Origin of the sequence: Aeromonas hydrophila subsp. hydrophila ATCC 7966, assembly GCF_000014805.1 — a bacterium.
Lineage (GTDB): Bacteria > Pseudomonadota > Gammaproteobacteria > Enterobacterales > Aeromonadaceae > Aeromonas > Aeromonas hydrophila.
The window spans coordinates 3,825,891-3,843,747 of record NC_008570.1; the positions used below are offsets into that span (position 1 = coordinate 3,825,891).

General features: G+C 65.8%; 15 protein-coding genes. 3 read left to right on the forward strand and 12 right to left on the reverse strand.

Features of this window, described 5'->3' with window-relative positions; all coding sequences use genetic code 11:
* Positions 1 to 17 precede the first annotated feature (17 nt).
* Together AHA_RS17205 and AHA_RS17210 are read left to right on the forward strand one after the other, a co-directional pair.
* Positions 18 to 1,094: a methyltransferase gene (locus tag AHA_RS17205; protein WP_011707165.1), complete on the forward strand. Its 1,077-nt coding sequence runs from the start codon at positions 18 to 20 to the stop codon at positions 1,092 to 1,094.
* Positions 1,095 to 1,141: 47 nt separating this feature from the next.
* Positions 1,142 to 1,357, forward strand: a complete 216-nt coding sequence (locus AHA_RS17210) for a hypothetical protein (protein WP_011707166.1) — start codon at positions 1,142 to 1,144, stop codon at positions 1,355 to 1,357.
* A gap of 45 nt (positions 1,358 to 1,402) precedes the next feature.
* On the opposite strand, the gene AHA_RS17215 is transcribed toward AHA_RS17210, so the two are convergent.
* Together AHA_RS17215 and AHA_RS17220 are read right to left on the reverse strand one after the other, a co-directional pair.
* The gene (locus AHA_RS17215) at positions 1,403 to 2,158 is read right to left on the reverse strand and encodes a DNA/RNA non-specific endonuclease (RefSeq protein ID WP_011707167.1); all 756 of its coding nucleotides are present in this window, start codon (positions 2,156 to 2,158) and stop codon (positions 1,403 to 1,405) included.
* A 243-nt stretch (positions 2,159 to 2,401) separates the two neighbouring features.
* Entirely contained in the window at positions 2,402 to 3,379 is a 978-nt protein-coding gene (locus tag AHA_RS17220; protein WP_011707168.1) for a cytochrome-c peroxidase, read from the reverse strand.
* Positions 3,380 to 3,828: 449 nt separating this feature from the next.
* Here AHA_RS17220 and AHA_RS17225 point away from each other — a divergent pair, with 449 nt between their 5' ends.
* A complete protein-coding gene (locus AHA_RS17225; RefSeq protein WP_011707169.1) occupies positions 3,829 to 4,554 on the forward strand; it encodes a carbonic anhydrase in 726 nt (241 codons plus the stop codon).
* Between the two features lie 74 nt (positions 4,555 to 4,628).
* Here the strand turns inward: AHA_RS17225 and AHA_RS17230 are convergent, their stop codons facing one another.
* The 10 genes from AHA_RS17230 to AHA_RS17275 form a co-directional block, all read right to left on the reverse strand.
* Positions 4,629 to 5,537 carry a pseudouridine-5'-phosphate glycosidase gene (locus AHA_RS17230; protein WP_011707170.1) on the reverse strand — a complete coding sequence of 303 codons (909 nt, stop codon included), beginning with the start codon at positions 5,535 to 5,537 and terminating at the stop codon, positions 4,629 to 4,631.
* Positions 5,531 to 6,622, reverse strand: coding sequence for a PfkB family carbohydrate kinase (locus AHA_RS17235; protein WP_024943589.1), 1,092 nt, complete (start codon positions 6,620 to 6,622; stop codon positions 5,531 to 5,533). Before AHA_RS17235 ends, AHA_RS17230 begins: the two co-directional genes overlap by 7 nt.
* 145 nt (positions 6,623 to 6,767) lie before the next feature.
* The gene (nirD, locus tag AHA_RS17240; RefSeq protein ID WP_164927731.1) at positions 6,768 to 7,127 is read right to left on the reverse strand and encodes a nitrite reductase small subunit NirD; all 360 of its coding nucleotides are present in this window, start codon (positions 7,125 to 7,127) and stop codon (positions 6,768 to 6,770) included.
* A gap of 200 nt (positions 7,128 to 7,327) precedes the next feature.
* Positions 7,328 to 9,913, reverse strand: coding sequence for a nitrite reductase large subunit NirB (gene nirB / locus AHA_RS17245; RefSeq protein ID WP_011707173.1), 2,586 nt, complete (start codon positions 9,911 to 9,913; stop codon positions 7,328 to 7,330).
* 25 nt (positions 9,914 to 9,938) lie between these two features.
* Positions 9,939 to 10,760 carry an ABC transporter ATP-binding protein gene (locus tag AHA_RS17250; protein ID WP_011707174.1) on the reverse strand — a complete coding sequence of 274 codons (822 nt, stop codon included), beginning with the start codon at positions 10,758 to 10,760 and terminating at the stop codon, positions 9,939 to 9,941.
* A 31-nt stretch (positions 10,761 to 10,791) separates the two neighbouring features.
* Complete coding sequence (locus tag AHA_RS17255; RefSeq protein ID WP_237701914.1) at positions 10,792 to 11,712, reverse strand: ABC transporter permease; 921 nt, start codon at positions 11,710 to 11,712, stop codon at positions 10,792 to 10,794.
* A 38-nt stretch (positions 11,713 to 11,750) separates the two neighbouring features.
* Positions 11,751 to 13,109 (reverse strand): CmpA/NrtA family ABC transporter substrate-binding protein, encoded by a 1,359-nt coding sequence (locus tag AHA_RS17260; protein WP_237701916.1) that lies wholly within the window; start codon positions 13,107 to 13,109, stop codon positions 11,751 to 11,753.
* Between the two features lie 437 nt (positions 13,110 to 13,546).
* Entirely contained in the window at positions 13,547 to 14,131 is a 585-nt protein-coding gene (locus tag AHA_RS17265; protein ID WP_011707177.1) for an ANTAR domain-containing response regulator, read from the reverse strand.
* A 139-nt stretch (positions 14,132 to 14,270) separates the two neighbouring features.
* On the reverse strand, positions 14,271 to 15,029 hold the full coding sequence (gene cobA, locus AHA_RS17270) for a uroporphyrinogen-III C-methyltransferase (RefSeq protein WP_011707178.1): 759 nt from the start codon (positions 15,027 to 15,029) through the stop codon (positions 14,271 to 14,273).
* A gap of 169 nt (positions 15,030 to 15,198) precedes the next feature.
* Entirely contained in the window at positions 15,199 to 17,835 is a 2,637-nt protein-coding gene (locus AHA_RS17275) for a nitrate reductase (RefSeq protein ID WP_011707179.1), read from the reverse strand.
* Positions 17,836 to 17,857 lie beyond the last annotated feature (22 nt).

Sequence of the window (17,857 nt, forward strand, 5' to 3'; positions counted from 1 at the left end):
CCGGCAGGAGCCACCCCGTGAATCACTATCAGGCGGACCCCTACAACGCGCTGGAAGCCATCAGCGAGGCCCAGAAAATCGCCTTCGGGCCCATGTTGTTTCAGGCCAGCTGGTGCCTGCGTGAAACCGGGGTACTGGCCTATCTCGAGACCCGCGGCTCGCAGGGGGCCGCGCTGGCCGACATCGCCCAGGCGTGTCAGCTCAGCGAATATGGCGCCGGCGTGCTGCTGGACATGGGGCTCGGCGGCGGACTCTGCTATCTGAGCGAGGAGCACTATGTGCTGGGCCGGGTCGGCAAATACCTGCTGCACGACGCCATGAGCCGGGTCAATCTCGACTTCACCCAGCACGTCTGCTATCAGCCCCTCGCCCACCTGCTCGACGCCATCCGTGACGGCACCCCGGCCGGTCTGCAGGAGTTCGGCCCCTGGCAGACCCTCTATCCGCACCTGAGCGAGCTGCCCGAACCGGCCCGCCGCAGCTGGTTCGCCTTCGATCACTTCTACTCCGACTGGGCCTTCCAGCAGGCCCAGGACAAGGTGTTCGGCTACGAGCCGCGCCACCTCTACGATCTGGGCGGCAACACCGGCAAGTGGGCCATCGCCTGTGCCAGGCGGGATCCGGCGCTGCAGGTCACCATCCTGGACTTGCCCGAGCAGCTGGCACTGGCCCGCCGCAACATCGAGGAGGCGGGGCTGGCGACGCGGGTGCATGGCCACCCGGTGGATCTGCTGCAAGCGGGCCCCCTGCCCGGCGAGGCGGACATCTGGTGGATGAGCCAGTTTCTCGACTGCTTCAGCCACGCGCAGATCGTCGCCATCCTGAACCGGGTCCGGCTGGCCATGAAACCGGACGCCCGGGTCTGCATCCTGGAGCTGTTCTGGGACAGGCAATCCTTTGAAGCCGCCAGTTTCAGTCTCAACGCCACCTCCCTCTACTTCACCTGTCTGGCCAACGGCAACAGCCGCTTCTACCACTCCAAACAGCTGTACCAGTGCCTGCGCGAGGCCCACTTTCACGTGGAGGCCGAGCACGAGATCCCGGGGCCGGGCCACACCCTGCTGGTTGCCCGCCCATTGCACACGAGGCCATAATGCCGCCATCGGCATGGAGATGATGATGAAACGAGAAGGAGCACGGCATGAGGCGTGACTGCATGACCCTGATGGCGATCGGCCTGACCCTGGGCAGCCTGCTCGGCGGCTGCGCCGACATCAAGGAGGCGGGCAGAACCGTGGGGCACACCACTCGCAACGTAACCCGCGAAATTGGCCACACCACCCGCGACGTGACCCGGGAGATCGGCCACGGCACCCGGGATACCGTCAAGAAGGTCGGGGATGAACTGAGCAAATGAAAACAGGGGCCGCGGCCCCTGTTTTCATGGTGCTCATGACCGGGCTCAGTTGCCCCACATGGCCATCAGCTGAGACTCCATGGCCTCTTCCTGCTCATCCGGCAGCTCGGCGAAGAAGTCGAGTCCGGTCTGCTCCTCCACCGCATCCACCGTCACTATGTAGTCTGCCAGCTTGCTGGCCGACACGTTCTGCTGCGGCAGGATGAAGGCGATCGCCTCCTTGTTGGCTACATCCATCACCACCCGGTAATAGGCGTGGGGCACGGTCACGCCGTTGCCGATGGAGGCATCGGAGTTGGTGAAGATGGGGCCGGTGATCACATAGACATCCTGATAGGCGATGGCCCACTGCCGGGTTTTCTCTTCCAGGATGCGCCAGGCCCCCTGGTTGAGCGCCGGCAGCTGCGGGGTCATGTTGGTCAGCAGGAAGCTCTGCTTCATGGTGGTGGCGGTGGAGCGCATGTCCGCCGCCGGCGCCTGATGGCCGCGGTCATAACCGGAGCCCTTGTAGTCGGCCAGGGTGGCGCGGAACTGCACCGGCACCTCCTTGTCCTCGGCAAAGGCATCCTTGCGCGGCACCTGGCCTTGGGCGCTGGCGGCCGTCATCCGGTAAGAGACCCAGTCAGAGACCTTGGTGTCGTAGTTGTAACCGGCGGCATAGCCGTCCCGGCACAGCAGTTGACTGGATTGGCTGGGCACCCCGAGCTTGACGTGATCCTTGCATTGGAAACCCGCCGCCAGGCTCGGGAAGGTGGTGAGAGTGAATCCGATAGCCAGAACTAATTTATTGATATTATTCATTATTATGCCACTCCTTGTATTAGGCGGAGTGATTTGACACCAGGTCGGATGAGTAAGGCAATCGAACAAATTGTGAGCGTGCCGGAAATGTGAAGAGGGCTGCAAATCGGTAAAATCGGCGCCGCCAGCTGGGGGATTGTCATCCCTTTGTCATTGTGTCAGTGCAGCAACTTTGACTGGCTTATCAGATAGATAGGCATGAAAAAGCGGAGCCGGTGGCTCCGCTGCAATCATCACTCCCGCTCAGCTCTTGACCTGAGGCCTGGGGGTATCGGGTTGGGAGGGCGGCAGAATAGGCAACACTATCTGCGGCTGCTCGCCGGTCAGGCTCTTGAGGTAGGCGGTCATGTCGTCCGCCTCCTGCTCGCTCAGGGTCTGGCCGAGCTGGATGTCCGCCATGATCTGCACCGCCTCCTTCAGATCCCACACAGATCCGTCGTGGAAGTAGGGGTAGGTCAGCTCGATGTTGCGCAGGGTCGGCACCTTGAACCAGCCGATGAACTGCTTCTCGCCGGTCACCCCGCCGCGTCCCTGGGCCGGGTTGTCGGTCTTGAACGGCTTGACCAGCCCCATCTTCTGGTAGGAGTTGCCGCCGATGGCCACCCCGTTGTGGCAGGCGGTGCAGCCCTTATCCTTGAACAGCTGATAACCCTTCAACTGCTGCGCGGTCAGCGCCTTGGCATCTCCCTTCAGCCAGCGATCGAACGGCGCGTTGGGGGTGACCAGGGTCTCCTCGAAGGCGGCGATGGCATCGGTCACCTCGTCGATGCCGAAGTCCGCCTTGCCGTACACGGCGCTGAACCGGGCCCGGTACTCGGGCAGGGTGTGCAGGGTCTCTACCGCCAGCTTGTGGGTGAAGGCCATCTCCAGCGGATTCTCGATGGGGCCCGCCGCCTGCGCCTGCAGATCCTTGGCGCGACCATCCCAGAACTGCACGAAGTTGAGGCTGGAGTTGAGCACGGTGGGCGAGTTGATCGGCCCCTCCTTCCACTTGTGGCCGAGGGAACTGACCTGGTTGTCTACCCCGCCGGTCGCCAGGTTGTGGCAGGAGTTGCAGGAGATGGCGTTGGATTTCGAGAGCCGCGGCTCGAAGAACAGCATCTTGCCCAGCTCGACTTTTTCCGGTGCGCTCACCTTGGCCGCTTCCACCGGCTGGATCGGCTCGTTCGCCCACCCCATCCCTGGCAGGCCCAGCGCCAGCAACAGACAATATTTATTCATTTTTTCTCTCTCCCTTGTGGCTGTGCATAACAGCAGCCTCAGCCTGCCCGGGAAAGCCTGTGCATTATTTGTTCAAGATCAAATGAGACCAACAAAAACCACATTAAAAACAATGAATTAATATATTGCAGACGGACTTATGGCGGGGACTTGCGTGGCAAAAAAGAGCTAAATTCTGATGAATGAATTATGAGCAAATTCATCTGCGATAACAGCCAATTAATTAGATTGCTGTCATTGAATAAAGCGATTATTCAATATGCAGGCGTGACCGCCCATTATTTAGATTCATATTAAATACATCATAAATATCGTCGGTGATCACCCAGCCAATAATAAAAATACCGTCTGACCTTCTGTATCCCGCAATTCAGATGATGCCTTCCGTTATTTCCTCGTCAATACAGGAAACGGATCGCCATGCTTGTCAATCAAGATAAGGATGCATGATGAGAAAGTCCCTGTTGGCCGCCGCCCTGTTGCTCTGCCCCGCCGCCTTCGCCGCCACCCCCCATTGGGAATACAGCGGTGAGGCCGGCCCGGCGCAGTGGGCCAGACTGACCCCGGAATTTGGCCAGTGTGCAGGCAGCAACCAGTCGCCGGTCAACCTCGACGGTCTGGTCAAGGCCGAGCTGGCCCCGCTGCAGTTTCACTACCTGGCGGGGGGCCGCAGCGTCACCAACAACGGCCACACGGTGCAGGTCGACTATGCCCCGGGCAGCAGCCTTGAGCTCGACGGCATGCGCTTTGAGCTCAAGCAGTTCCACTTCCACGCCCCCAGTGAAAACCTCATCAAGGGCCACTCCTATCCGCTGGAGGGGCACCTGGTGCATGTCAACGCCAAGGGTGAGCTGGCGGTGGTGGCGGTGATGTTCGAGCCGGGCCAGGCCAATGCGGCCCTGAGCCAGGCCTGGCAGCTGCTGCCAGCCAAGGCGGGAGAGAGCCACGTCTTCAAGGAACCGATCTCGGCCGAACAACTGCTGCCCATCAAACGCGACTACTACCGCTTCAGCGGCTCGCTGACCACGCCGCCCTGCTCGGAAGGGGTGCGCTGGCTGGTGATGAAACAGCCGGTGCAGGTGAGCCAGGCCCAGATCGATGCCTTCAAGGCGGTAATGCACCACCCCAACAACCGCCCCGTGCAGCCGCTGCACGGTCGGCTGGTACTGCAATAACGCCCCCGTCGCTCACCGAGCCAACATGAAAAAGAGGGCCCGTGGGCCCTCTTTTTTTCATTCACCACGAGCCGTTACAGGCTGGCGGCGATGCGCGCCCCCAGCGCGGCGTTGTTCAGTACCAGCTGAATGTTGGCCGCCAGCGAGTTGCCGCCGGTCAGCTCGCACACCCGGGCCAGCAGGAAGGGGGTGGACTCCTTGCCCTTCACTCCCTGCTCGTCCGCCTCTCGCAGTGCCTGGGCAATGGCGGCGTCGATGTCGGCCTTAGGCATGGCAAACTGGGTCGGGATCGGGTTGGCCACTACGGCCCCCCCCGCCAGCCCCAGCTCCCACTTGAGGCGCAGCGCCTCGGCGATCGCCGCCGGGCTCTCGAGGCGGTAATCCACCTTGAAGCCGCTCTCGCGGGTGTAGAAGGCGGGCAGCTCCTCGGTCTGGTAGCCGATCACCGGCACGCCCTGGGTCTCCAGGTACTCCAGGGTCAGACCGATGTCGAGGATCGACTTGGCACCGGCGCAGACCACCGCCACCGGGGTCTGGGCGAACTCCTGCAGATCCGCCGAGATGTCGAAGGTCTCCTGAGCACCGCGGTGCACCCCGCCGATGCCGCCGGTGGCGAACACCCGGATCCCGGCCATGGCGGCAATGATCATGGTGGAGGCCACCGTGGTCGCCCCCAGCCCCTTGTTGGCCAGCACGAAGGGAATGTCGCGGCGGCTGCACTTGGTGGCGGCATGACCGGCCCGGCCCAGCGCCTCCAGCGCCCCCTCATCCAGACCCACCTTGAGGCGGCCATCGATGATGGCGATGGTGGCCGGCACGGCGCCGTTGTCGCGCACCACCTGCTCGACCTGGCGCGCCGTCTCCACGTTCTGCGGATAGGGCATGCCGTGGGAGATGATGGTGGACTCCAGGGCCACCACCGGCTTGCCGGCAGCAAGGGCTTCAGCGACGACCGGTTGGATATCGAGGTAAGCGTTCAACATGGGTACTCCTCCAGCATGCGTTCAACGGCGGCCTTGGATAGGCCGGAAAAGACGGTATCGGAACAATTGACGGTGAGGGCGGCGCAACCGAGGGCGAACCGGGTTGTCTCCATGATGCCCTGCTCCTGCAACCAGGCGTGGGCCAGCCCTGCCATGAAGGCATCGCCGCCGCCGGTCACGTTGACGACCGGGCTGCCGAGCACGGGCAGATGGCCCTGGCACTCCCCGTCGCTATAGAAAATTCCCTGATCGCCGAGGCTCAGGAACAACCGCTGCACCCCGGCGCGGTGGAACCAGGCCGCCGCCATGGGCCAGGTGTCGGGCCCGGCGATGGTGAAGCCGCACAGCTGCTCCGCCTCGCTGCGGTTGGGCTTGAGGGTGTGGATGCGGTGCAGCCAGGGGCGGATCTTCTCCACCTTGGCCACCGAGACGGTGTCGACGAAGATGATGTGCTCACCCTGGCGCTCGAACAGCCAGTCGAGGGTGTGAGTGGCGAGGTTGGTGTCGAGCACCCAGAGCCGGGCCGCACCGAGAAAACCGCTCAAGGGGGTGAGCCTGGCCGGGGTGAGCTGCTCGATGATCGCCATGTCGTTGACGGCGCAGCTCATCTCGCCGCTACCATCGTGCAGGCTGAGGTAACAGGAGGTGGCCTGGCCATCCAGCATCAGCACCTGGCGCACGTCGACGCCGGCACGCTGGGTCACGTCCAGCAGATGATGGCCGTATTGATCGTTGCCCACCGCGCTCAGCAGCCGGGTGTCGGTGCCGAGGCGCGCCAGGTTCTCGGCGATGTTGCGCCCCACCCCGCCGGCCGAGGTGCGTACCTTGCCGGGGTTGGAGTCGCCGATGCGCAGGTTGTCGTGGCTGCAGCCGCAGATATCCATGTTGGCGCCGCCGATCACCACGGCGTAGGGCCCTTCCCGCAGCACGTAACCGCGCCCCTGCACATAGCCCTGGCGCATCAGGCTGGAGATATGGCTCGCCAGCGCCGAGCGGCTGATGCCGAGCCTGTCTGCCAGCTCCTGCTGGGCAATCATGGGGTCCTGGCGCAGCAGGGCGAGGATCTCTTGCTCACGTTCCGTCATAGACAAACATCCAGTTACAAACGTTTGTCCATTATTTCCGAAAAACGTTTACCCGCCATCGCCTCGTGCAAAAATTGTCGGCTTGCGCACAAAAAATCACCGGGCAAAACCCGGTGACAGGAAAACGGTTTTCAGATGGTGCCACTCAGCCCAGCAACACCCAGACCTCGCCGGCACTGTGCATCACCGGCCAGCAGGCGACCCGCAATGCCGGGTCGTCCAGGCAGCGGCCATCCGCCAGGGCGTAACGCTGCTTGTGGAGCGGCGAGGCCACTACCGGCTCGCCATCGCAATCCCCCACCAGGCCGCGGCCCAGCACCGCCACCCCGGTCAGGGGATCCACCGCGTCCAGCGCATAGACCCGCTCGCCAAGTCGGAACAGCGCCAGCGCCCTGCCCCCCAGCCAGGCGCTGCGCCCTGCCTGCTCCGGCAGGGCCGCCAGCTCGCATGCCCGCAACCACTCGCCATGCTCCGATGGCAACATATCGTCCTTGAGTCTGTTCATCTCCATCTCCCGTTCCTCATGACTGCTGCCCAACTCACAGCTACCGTTCATACCCTCTCCTTGATAGTGATGACTGGCTTGCAACCCGCTGACCCCGTTCATACCCTCTCCTTGATGCCGATGGCTGGTGTGCAACCCACTGACCCCGTTCATCCCCTCTCCTTGATGCCGATGGCTGGCTTACAACGCGTAGGCCCGGTTCATACCACCGCCTTGACAGCGATATCCGGCACCCACTGACCCCGCTCCTCCCGCCGTGGCGGCGTCTGATCCTCGGGCCGGTTGACGAAGGCCTCGAACAGTTTGAGCTTGTCCGGATCCGCCAATGTGCTCTTCCACTCGCACTGCCAGCTGCCGACTATCCCCTCCATCATGGCCTCCAGCTCGGCGCCGATGCCGAGCCTATCCTCGATGATCACCGACTTGAGGTAGTCGAGCCCCCCCTCCATGCCCTCCATCCAGACCGAGGTGCGCTGCAGCCGATCGCCGGTGCGCACGTAGAACATCAACAATCGATCGATGTAGCGGATCAGGGTCTGCTCGTCGAGGTCGGTGGCGAACAGGTCGGCGTGGCGCGGCCGCATGCCGCCGTTGCCGCACACATAGAGGTTCCAGCCCCGCTCGGTGGCGATGACGCCGATGTCCTTGCTCTGGGCCTCGGCGCACTCCCGGGTGCAGCCAGAGACCGCAAACTTCAGCTTGTGGGGAGCCCGCAACCCCTTGTAGCGGTGCTCCAGGGTCTGGGTCAGGGTCATGGAGTCCTGCACCCCGTAGCGGCACCAGGTCGAGCCCACGCAGGACTTCACGGTGCGTACCGACTTGCCGTAGGCCTGGCCGGTCTCGAACCCCGCAGCCACCAGCTCGCCCCAGATGGCGGGCAGCTGATCGACCCGGGCACCGAACAGGTCGATGCGCTGGCCGCCGGTGATCTTGGTGTAGAGGCCGTACTTGCGCGCCACCTCGCCGATGGTGATGAGGCCGTCCGGGGTGATCTCCCCGCCCGGAATGCGCGGCACCACCGAGTAGGTGCCGTCCTTTTGCAGGTTGGCGAGGAAGGCGTCGTTGCTGTCTTGCAGGGCGCGGTGGGGCTGCTCCAGCACATGCTCGTTCCACAGCGACGCCAGGATGGAGGCGACCGTCGGCCGGCAGATGTCGCAGCCCAGCCCTTTGCCGTGCTTGTTGCGCAGCGCCTCGAAGCTCTTCAGCTCGCCGACCCTGGCCAGGTGATAGAGCTCCTGACGGCTGTGGGCGAAGTGCTCGCACAGCCCCTTGTCCGCCTCGACCCCGAGATCCTCCAGGGTCTGCTCCACCACCTGCTTGAGCAGGTTGCCGCAGCCACCGCAGCCGGTGCCCGCTTTGGTGCAGCTCTTCACCGCCGCCAGCTCGTGATTGCCGGCCTTGACGGCGGCCACCACGGCCCCCTTGCTGACGTTGTGGCAGGAGCAGAGGATGGCGCTGTCCGGCAGCACCAGGGGCGCGGGGGCGCCGCCCGCCTCCCCCACCAGCAGGGAGAGCGGCGGCTGGGGCAGCGCCACCCCGTTCTGGTAGTACTGCAGCAGTCGCTCATAATCGGTGCCGTCCCCCACCAGGATGGCGCCGAGCAGCCGGCTCCCCTCGCCGTCGGTCACCAGCTTCTTGTAGATGCCGTTGACCCTGTCCAGCAACAGCAGCTCCTGGGCGCCGGCGGTGCTGGCGTGGGCGTCGCCGATGGAGCCTACGTCCACCCCCATCAGCTTGAGCTTGGTGGACATGTCGGCCCCCGCGAAGCGGCTCTCGCCGCCGCACAGGCTGGCCACGGCGGCCCGGGCCATCTGGTAGCCGGGGGCCACCAGCCCGAAGATGCGGCCCTGCCAGAGCGCGCACTCGCCGATAGCGAGGATGGCGGGGTCCGAGCTGTGGCAGCCGTCGTCGATGCAGATGCCGCCGCGCTCGCCGATGTTCAGCCCGGCCTGCCGGGCCAGCCCGTCGGCGGGTCTGATGCCGGCCGAGAACAGGATCACGTCGGTCTCCAGGTGAGAGCCATCCTTGAAGCGCAGCCGGTGGCGGGCCTGCTCCCCATCCTCGATGCACTCGGTGGCCTTCTCCACCAGCACCTTGACCCCGAGCGCCCGGATCTTGTCCCGCAGCACGGCGCCGCCGCTCTCGTCGAGCTGCACCGGCATCAGCCTGGGGGCGAACTCCACCACCCGGGTACTGAGCCCGAGCAGCCGCAGCGCGTTGGCCGCCTCCAACCCGAGCAGGCCACCGCCGATCACCACGCCGCTGCGGGCGCCAGCGCAGGCATCACGGATGGCGGCGAGATCCGCCAGGGTGCGATAGACGAAGCAACCCGCCCGCTGATGGCCGGGGATGGGGGGCACGAAGGGGACCGAGCCGGTCGCCAGCACCAGTCGGTCGTAACCGAACTGCTCGCCACAGGCCAGGGTCAGGGTGCGGGTATCTCTGTCCAGCACCTCCACCTCGGCCCCCAGCCGCAACGCTATGCCCTGCACCTCATACCAGGCGGGATCCGCCATCCGCAGCGCCTCGGGCGCCTTGCCACCGAATACCTCGGAGAGGTGCACCCTGTCGTAGGCGGAGTCCGGCTCGGCGCCGAATACCGTCACCTCGAAGCGCTCGAGGCCGCCGGCCGCCACCAGCTGCTCGACAAAGTGATGACCCACCATGCCGTTGCCTACCACCAGCAGCCGCTGTTTCTCCATCCTCTCAGACGACTCGACGCAGTGATGGTCCATCTCATCATCCACGCCGTTGCCCACCACCTGTACTCTCTGCTTGTTGTCCATATCTCTCTTCCTTGAATCGATGGGCTCAGGCCCGGCGCTGACTGCGAACTGGCTCGGCCACCTTGAGGGGGGTCACCTTGCGCTGCTTCTCGTAGAGAAAGCGCAGCACCTGCTGGCGCAGCTTGTGATAGTGACCATCGTCCGCAAGGGCCACCCTGTCTCTGGGCCTTGGCAAATCCACGGTCAGGATCTCGCCGACAGTGGCACTAGGGCCATTGGTCATCATGATGATGCGATCGGAGAGCAGCACCGCCTCGTCCACGTCGTGGGTGATCATGATGACGGTGTTGCCAAGCTCCGCCTGGATGGCCATCAGGGCGTCCTGCAGATGAGCCCGGGTCAGGGCATCGAGGGCACCGAACGGCTCGTCCATCAGCAGCACCTTGGGGGAGAGCGACAGGGCGCGGGCGATGCCGACCCGCTGCTTCATCCCTCCCGACAGCTCATGGGGCATCTTCTGGCTGGCGTGATCCATCTGCACCAGGGAGAGGTAGTAGTCCACCCGCTCCGCCACCGCCCGCCGGTTCGGCTCCACCTGGGCCACTGCCAGCGCTACGTTCTGCTGGACGCTGAGCCAGGGCAGCAGGGCGTGGTTCTGGAACACCATGGCCCGCTCCGGGCCCGGCCCCGCCACCTCGCGCCCGTCGAGGATGATGCCCCCCGTGGTGGGCTCCAGCAGCCCGGCCACCAAATTGAGCACGGTACTCTTGCCGCAGCCGGAGTGACCGATGAGGGAGACGAACTCCCCCCGCTCGATGCGCAGGTTGACCCGGCTGAGTGCCTCGAAGCGCCCCTGCTCCGTCTCGAACGAGATGCCGACGTCGCTTAACTGCAGATAACTCTTCATTGGCTCTTCTCCCGCCTGAATATGAATGTGATTAACGCAGCACCTGCCGCTTGTCCCAGGACAGCCACTGCTGCAGAGCCAGCATGCCCCTGTCCAGGGCGCAGCCGATGAGGCCTATGGTGATCACCGCCACCATGATGCGGGCCAGCGAGGCCGAGCCGCCGCTCTGGAACTCGTCCCACACGAACTTGCCGAGCCCCGGGTTCTGGGCCAGCATCTCAGCCGCGATCAGCACCATCCAGGCCACCCCTAGGGACAGGCGAAGGCCGGTGAAGATCATGGGCAGGGCGCCGGGCAGCACGATGCGCCGCACGTGGGTCACAAAGGAGAGGCGAAGCACCCGGCTGACGTTGTGCAGATCCCGGTCCAGCCCCGCCACCCCGACTGCGGTGTTGATCAGGGTCGGCCAGAGGGAGCAGAGGGTCACCGTCAGCGCCGAGGTGAGGAAGGACTTTGCAAGCCAGGGAGTGGGGCTGGCGTAGAGCGCGCTCACCACCAGGGTGATGATCGGCAGCCAGGCCAGCGGCGACACCGGCTTGAGCAGCTGGATCACCGGGTTGGCGGCGCGATAGAGCCCCTGATTCATGCCAAGCAGCACCCCGCACGGGATGGCGATCAGGGTCGCGAGGCCAAAGCCGCACAGCACGGTGAGCAAGCTGGTCCCAATCTGATCGAAGAAGGTGGGGCGCCCCGTGTAGGGGCGCAGCTTCACCTCGGCCGCCGGATCCGCGGCCAGCCGCTCGGCGTTGCGCACCCGCTGGCGCTCGAGGAAGGCGCTCGCCTTCTCCCGCTCGGCCAGGTGATCCTGACCCAGCGACCAGAGCTGGCTGGCGGTGGCGAGCGGCCCCGGCAACGTGCCCAGGCTGGTCTGCACCTGGCTCGCCCCCCACTGCCAAAGGCCGAGGAACAGCAGCACACCGAGCAGGGGCTGCACCAGGGTTTTCCAATCCATGATTTTCCACTGATGTCGTTTCATTGCGCGCTCCTCACTCATTGCACCCGCTCATCGCCCTTGAGGCCGATGGCGAACTGCTGCAGATAGGCGTTGGGGTGGCGGCCGTCGTAGATGAGGCCGTCGATGAAGCCATCCTGAGGGCCGCGATAGCCCTGCTCGCTGGCAAAATCGGGGAAGTCCTGCGCCTTGAGCTTGCCCTCGGCGATCAGCGCCTCGGCAGCCTGGCGATAGACCTCGGGTTGATACACCGCCTTGGCCACCTGCTCGAACCAGGCATCCGGCTTGGCCTCGGGGATCTGGCCCCAGCGCCGCATCTGGGTCAGATACCAGATGGCGTCCGAGTAGTAGGGGTAGGTAGCGTGATGGCGAAAGAAGACGTTGAAGTCCGGCAATTGACGTACGTCCCCTTTGCCGTACTCAAAGGTGCCGGTCATGGAGCTGGCGATCACTGCCTCGTCGGCCCCCACGTACTCGGGTTTTGCCAAGAGTTTGGCCGCCTCGCGCCGGTTGCCGTTCTGCTCGGCATCCAGCCACCAGGCCGCCCGCAGCAGCGCCTTCACCAGCCGGACGTGGGCGTTGGGGTGGCGCTCGGCCCACTGCCGGGTGACGCCGAACACCTTCTCAGGGTTGTTGCGCCAGATCTCCTGATCGGTAATGACCGGCACCCCGATCCCCTTGGCGAGCGCCTGCTGGTTCCAGGGCTCCCCCACGCTATAGCCGGCGATGGTGCCCGCCTCCAGGGTGGCTGGCATCTGCGGCGGCGGCGTCACCGACAGCAGCACGTCCGCCTGGCGCTGGCCCGAGTTGTCCCCGAGCTTGGGCGCGTAGAAACCGGGATTAAGGCCGCCGGCCGCCAGCCAGTACCTGAGCTCGTAGTTGTGGGGGGAGACAGGGAACACCATCCCCATGTTGAACGGCTTGCCCGCCTGCCGGTATTGCTCCACCACCGGCTTGAGGGCGGCGGCGCTCACCGGTGCCGGCACCTTGCCCGCCACCGGCTTGGGTAGTTGGGCCGCCATGGCGGCCCACACCGGCTTGGCCACCGTGATGGCGTTGCCGTTGAGATCCATGGCAAACGCCGTCACCAGCTCGGCCTGGGTACCGATGCCGATGTGAGCCGCCAGGGGCTGGCCCGCCAGCATCTGGGCGCCGTCCAGCTCGCCGTCGATCACCCGATCCAGCAGGATCTTCCAGTTCGCCTGGGCCTCGAGGGTGACATAGAGCCCCTCGTCCTCGAAATAGCCGCGCTCATAGGCCACCGCCAGCGGTGCCATGTCGGTCAGCTTGATGAAGCCGAGCTTGATCTCCTCCTGCTCGGGCGCCCCCACCGCGGCCAGCGCCGGCAGTGACAGCACCGCCAGCAGCATCCCCGCACATCCTTGTCGTCTGTTCATGCCATTCCCTCGCTCGGTTCCTGTTCCGGGCTCTCGCCCGCCTGCCTCGTTGCAGGATGACGACCAAAAAAAAGCCCCACCGATCCGGGATCGGTGAGGCTTCTTTGCCCTGTTGCCGGTGGAGCCTTGCGGCCTCACCACTGCGTCTTGTTCTGTCAGTTCGTTAATTCACTTTCCGTGCCAATCTGGCCGAACCGCCGCTGGCGGGCCCTGAGCGGCCCGGGTGCGCCTCCCCCGCTCGTTTATGCGCCTCAATGAGGCGCCGTTGCACCAAAACGGTTTGCCAGTCCCTTCAGAACCGGTTCGCGATCTGTCACGAGAGGTCGTCAGCAAGGTAAAGAGCAGCGCAGGAACCGGAGTTTATAGACATAAATGAGGATTCCGAGCAGCACATGAGCCTTGATCACGGCCTCGCAGTAGGCGCGTGGACCCGGTTCTCAGGCGGGCAATGCCTGCAGCAGTTGCCGTGCCAGCTCCCCCAGGCTCAGGTGGCGGCTCATGGCGGTGCTGCGCATCAGCCGGTAGGCCTGCTCCTCGTCCAGCCCCTGATGGCGCATCAGCCGCCCCTTGGCCTGCTCGATCAGCCTCCGCTCTACCAGCTGCTGACGCAGCTCGCTCTCGGTCTGCGCCAGCGCCTGCACCATGGCCAGCTGGCTGCGGGCCAACCGCAGCCACTGCTCCACCGGCTCCTTCTCCCCGCACGGGTGGGGCACCAGCAAGACCCCCTGCTGCAGCAAGGCCTGCTGCGCCTCGCCCCCCAGCCGCTCGCAGAACAGCAGGCGCGGCACGTCGGGCCAGAGGGAGAGACCGAGCCGCGTCTCGGCGTCGAAACGGCGACTGCTGACGAGCAGGGCATCTCCCTGCCCATCCGGGCTCAGCAGCTGGCGAGCGTCGAGGATCCTGGGCTGATGGCCATACTGGCTGACCAAGAGGGCCAGCCGGTTGGCCTGACCCGGTTCGTCGGCGTGGATCAGCAGGCGGGAAACGGGGCCCGCGGGGCCCCCTGAAGTGAGAATGGTCATGGCGCTCCTTGCCAACGGCATTCGATTGGTCTGCCACCACTGTGGTCTGTCACCACAGAGGCAACATGAGCGCCAACTGTTTGAATCTACCCCCTTTTTATTCCTCTGGAGGTAGTAGAGGTAGAGGGAAAACGGCGGCTCAGGCCACCCGATCCAGCGCCTGTCCCAGCAGGCCCTGCAGCTCGGCCCGCAGGCGCACCACCTCCCCCATGATCATCAGCACCGGGCTCTGGCCGAGCAGGGCCCCGGCGGCCTGCGCCAGCCCGTCCAGCCGGGTCTCATGGACTTGCTGGCGGGCGCTGCAACCTGCCACCACCAGCGCCACCAGCAGATCCGGTGAGGCACCGGCCGCCAGCAGCCCCTGCCGGATCTCGGCCGCCCGCTCCAACCCCATGTAGAACACCAGGGTGTGGCCGGCCCGGGTCAGCCCCTGCCAGCCCTGATAGTCGCCCTCGTCCATCAGGTGGCCGGTGACCAGGGTCAGGGAACGGGCCAGCCCCCTGTGGGTCAGCGGGATCAGGCTGCTGGCGGCGCAGCCAAGCGCCGCCGTGATGCCGGGCACCAGCTCGGCGGCGATGCCGTGGCGCGCCAGGTGCAGCGCCTCCTCGCCACCACGGCCAAACACCAGGGGATCGCCCCCCTTGAGCCGCACCACCCGCTTGCCGGTGCGAGCCAGCGCCAGCAGCAGGGCGTTGATCTGCACCTGACTCGGGCTCGGCTCGCCGCAGCGCTTGCCCACGTCGAAGCGGGCCGCCCCCTGGGGAATGCGGGTCAGGATCTCCTCCCCCACCAGGCGGTCATAGACCACCACCTCCGCCGCCTCGAGCCGCTGCAGCGCGCGCAGGGTCAACAATTCGAGCGGACCGGGACCGGCCCCTACCAGACTGATTTGGCTCATCACCGACTCCTTGTGTTTCGGCCCCCTAGAACCTGTGCACGACCTGTCACGAGAGGCTGTCAGCAAGGTGAAGCGCAGCGCAGGAACCGGAGCGTATAGATATACGTGAGGATTCCGAGCAGCACATGAGCCTTGATCACGGCCTCGCAGTAAGATCGTGTACAGGTTCTTAAGCTGAGGCGATAAAAACATGCTTAATCAATAGCTTGTCGATCTCTGGCAAACAGGTTCCGCAGTTGCTGCCGCAGCCGAGCAGGGCCTGCAGCCCCGCCAGCTCGCTCACTCCCTGCCGCACGATGGCGTCGACGATGCGCTGCTCCGACACCCGCAGGCAGGAGCAGATCAGCCGGCTCTCCCCCAGCAGGGCCGCATTCAGGGTCTGGCTCAGGGCCCCCGCCTGCAGCGGGGTGCCGAGCAGGCTGGCCAGCAGCTCGACCTTGATGTCCGGGCGCCGCTCCCCCACCAGCAGCAGGCCGTCGATGCGATCCCCGGCCAGCGCCACGGCGAGCCAGCCCGACGCCAGCGGCAGTCGCAGCCAGCGCCCCTGGGTTGCCAGCCGCTGCCACAAGGCTTCGGGCGCCTCGGACCAGGAGGCCAGCAGGGTGCAGTTGCCCTCCGGCAACGGGCGCCTGGCCCACCAGTCCAGCGGCTCGTCCCAGTCTCGCCAACCGAGCCAGAGTCCCTGCCAGCGAGTCGGCTGCGGATCGGCCCACACCCGGCCCTGCTTGAACATGGGCTGGCCGGAAAGGGGATCCACCACGGCGGCAATGAGGCGATTGACCGCCCCCTGACTGCACTGGCGGTCGGTCCAGTGCATGGGCTGGAAGGCCTCCCCCTCACGCAGCCCCTCGTCCAGCCCGACCAGCAGCCGCGCTTCCCCCAGCCCGTTGTAGAGGCGCACCAGATCCCCCTCCTTGAGCCCCAGTGCCAGCAGGCTGGCGGCGCCGAGCCGTACCCTGGGCCAGGGCTCGGCCTCCTGCAGACGCGGCACGTGGCCGGTGCGGGTCATGGTGTGCCACTGATCCCGCAGCCGACCGCTGTTAAGCAACAAGGAGAGGCCCGCCGGCGGCCGCACCGCTTCTGGCGCGGCGACAGGCTCGGGGGGAAAGAGCTGGGCCAGGGGCAACAGACGGGCGCGGCCATCCGGGGTGGCAAAGCGCCCGTCCTCGAACAGCCGGGCCCGGCCCTGAGGCCAGCGGGCATTGACCGGCCAGCTCAGGGGTACCAGCGCTTCGAATTCGGCGCGGCTGAGGCGGGCCAGCCCGGAGATGTCGAACTGGCGTTGCCCCTCGTTCTCAAAGCCCGACAGGGCGGCATGCTCACAGAAGATCTCGTGCTCGTGCTCATAGGCAAAGCCCTCGCCGAAGCCAAGCCGACGGGCCAGCCGGGTCAGCGCCCACCAGTCGGGCTTTGCTTCCCCCGGCAGGGGCAGGAAGGCGCGCTGGCGGCTGATGGTGCGCTCCGAGTTGGTGACGGTGCCGCTCTTCTCCCCCCAGGCGGCGGCGGGCAGCAGCAGGTGGGCGAGGCGCGCCGTGTCGGTGTTGGCGGTCACCTCGGAGACCACCAGCAGCTCGCAGCGAGCCAGCGCCTCGCGCACCCGGTTGCCGTCTGGCAGGGAGACCGCCGGGTTGGTGCCGAGCACCCAGAGCGCGCGGATCTCCCCCCGGTGTACTGCCTCAAACAATTCGACCGCCTTGTGGCCGGGGCCATCCACCATGGTCGGGCTCTGCCAGAAACGCTGCACCCGATCGCGCTCGGCCTCGCCAAAGCCCATGTGGGCCGCCAGCTGGGTCGCCAGCCCCCCCACCTCGCGCCCGCCCATGGCGTTGGGTTGCCCCGTCATGGAGAAGGGGGCTGCCCCCGGCTTGCCGATGCGCCCGCACAGCAGGTGGGCGTTGATGATGGCGTTGGCCTTGTCCACCCCCTGATTGGACTGGTTGATCCCCTGGCAGAACAGGGTGACGGTTTTGGGGGTGCTGGCAAACAGCCGGTAGAAGCCGAGCAGATCCCCTGGCGCCAGGTCGCAGCGCTGGGCCACCGCCTCCAGCTGCCAGGCAGGATCGTCCAGCGCCGCCGCCAGCGCCTCGAAGCCGCTCACATGGCGCGCCACGTAATCCTTGTCCCAGCCGTCGTGATCGAGCAGATAGCGGCACAGCCCGTTCCACAGCGCCACGTCGCTGCCGGGCCTGAGGGCCAGGTGCAGGTCCCCCTGCTCCGCCGTCATGGTGCGGCGCGGGTCCAGCACCACCAGCCTGAGCTCGGGGCGCCGCGCTCGCGCCTGCTGCAGGCGACGAAACAGCACGGGGTGGGTCCAGGCGGTATTGGCGCCGGTGATCACCACCAGATCCGCCAGCTCCAGATCCTCGTAACAGGCGGGCACCAGATCCTCGCCGAAGGCGCGCTGATGGGCCGCCACCGCCGACGACATGCAGAGCCGGGAGTTGGTGTCCACGTTGGCGCTGCCGAGATACCCCTTCATCAGCTTGTTGGCGACGTAGTAATCCTCGGTGGTGAGCTGGCCCGACAGGTAGATGCCGATGGCCTGTGGGCCGGATTCGGCCAGAATGGCGGTGAAACGCTCCGCCAGGGTATCCAGGGCCTGCTCCCAGCCGATGCGCTGCCCCAGCCAGCGCGGATAGAGCAGGCGATCGGGGAAATCCAGGCTCTCCAGCAGGCTGGCCCCCTTGACGCACAGAGCGCCCGCGTTGGCCGGATGCTGTTCATCCCCCTGCAACTGCCAGCCATCCCCCTCCCGGCTCAGCCGGATGCCGCAGCCCACTCCACAATAGGCACAGGTGGTGTTCATTCCCTTGCTCCTCGTCGTCCGA

Bases quoted from the DNA above. Each gene is read 5' to 3' on its own strand.
- cobA (WP_011707178.1), bottom strand. From the start codon at position 15,029: ATGAGCCAAATCAGTCTGGTAGGGGCCGGTCCCGGTCCGCTCGAATTG.
- AHA_RS17250 (WP_011707174.1), bottom strand. From the start codon at position 10,760: ATGAAGAGTTATCTGCAGTTAAGCGACGTCGGCATCTCGTTCGAGACG.
- AHA_RS17230 (WP_011707170.1), bottom strand. From the start codon at position 5,537: ATGTTGAACGCTTACCTCGATATCCAACCGGTCGTCGCTGAAGCCCTT.
- AHA_RS17220 (WP_011707168.1), bottom strand. From the start codon at position 3,379: ATGAATAAATATTGTCTGTTGCTGGCGCTGGGCCTGCCAGGGATGGGG.
- AHA_RS17215 (WP_011707167.1), bottom strand. From the start codon at position 2,158: ATGAATAATATCAATAAATTAGTTCTGGCTATCGGATTCACTCTCACC.
- AHA_RS17235 (WP_024943589.1), bottom strand. From the start codon at position 6,622: ATGACGGAACGTGAGCAAGAGATCCTCGCCCTGCTGCGCCAGGACCCC.
- AHA_RS17275 (WP_011707179.1), bottom strand. From the start codon at position 17,835: ATGAACACCACCTGTGCCTATTGTGGAGTGGGCTGCGGCATCCGGCTG.
- AHA_RS17260 (WP_237701916.1), bottom strand. From the start codon at position 13,109: ATGAACAGACGACAAGGATGTGCGGGGATGCTGCTGGCGGTGCTGTCA.
- AHA_RS17210 (WP_011707166.1), top strand. From the start codon at position 1,142: ATGAGGCGTGACTGCATGACCCTGATGGCGATCGGCCTGACCCTGGGC.
- nirD (WP_164927731.1), bottom strand. From the start codon at position 7,127: ATGAACAGACTCAAGGACGATATGTTGCCATCGGAGCATGGCGAGTGG.
- AHA_RS17265 (WP_011707177.1), bottom strand. From the start codon at position 14,131: ATGACCATTCTCACTTCAGGGGGCCCCGCGGGCCCCGTTTCCCGCCTG.
- AHA_RS17255 (WP_237701914.1), bottom strand. From the start codon at position 11,712: ATGGATTGGAAAACCCTGGTGCAGCCCCTGCTCGGTGTGCTGCTGTTC.
- nirB (WP_011707173.1), bottom strand. From the start codon at position 9,913: ATGGACAACAAGCAGAGAGTACAGGTGGTGGGCAACGGCGTGGATGAT.
- AHA_RS17225 (WP_011707169.1), top strand. From the start codon at position 3,829: ATGAGAAAGTCCCTGTTGGCCGCCGCCCTGTTGCTCTGCCCCGCCGCC.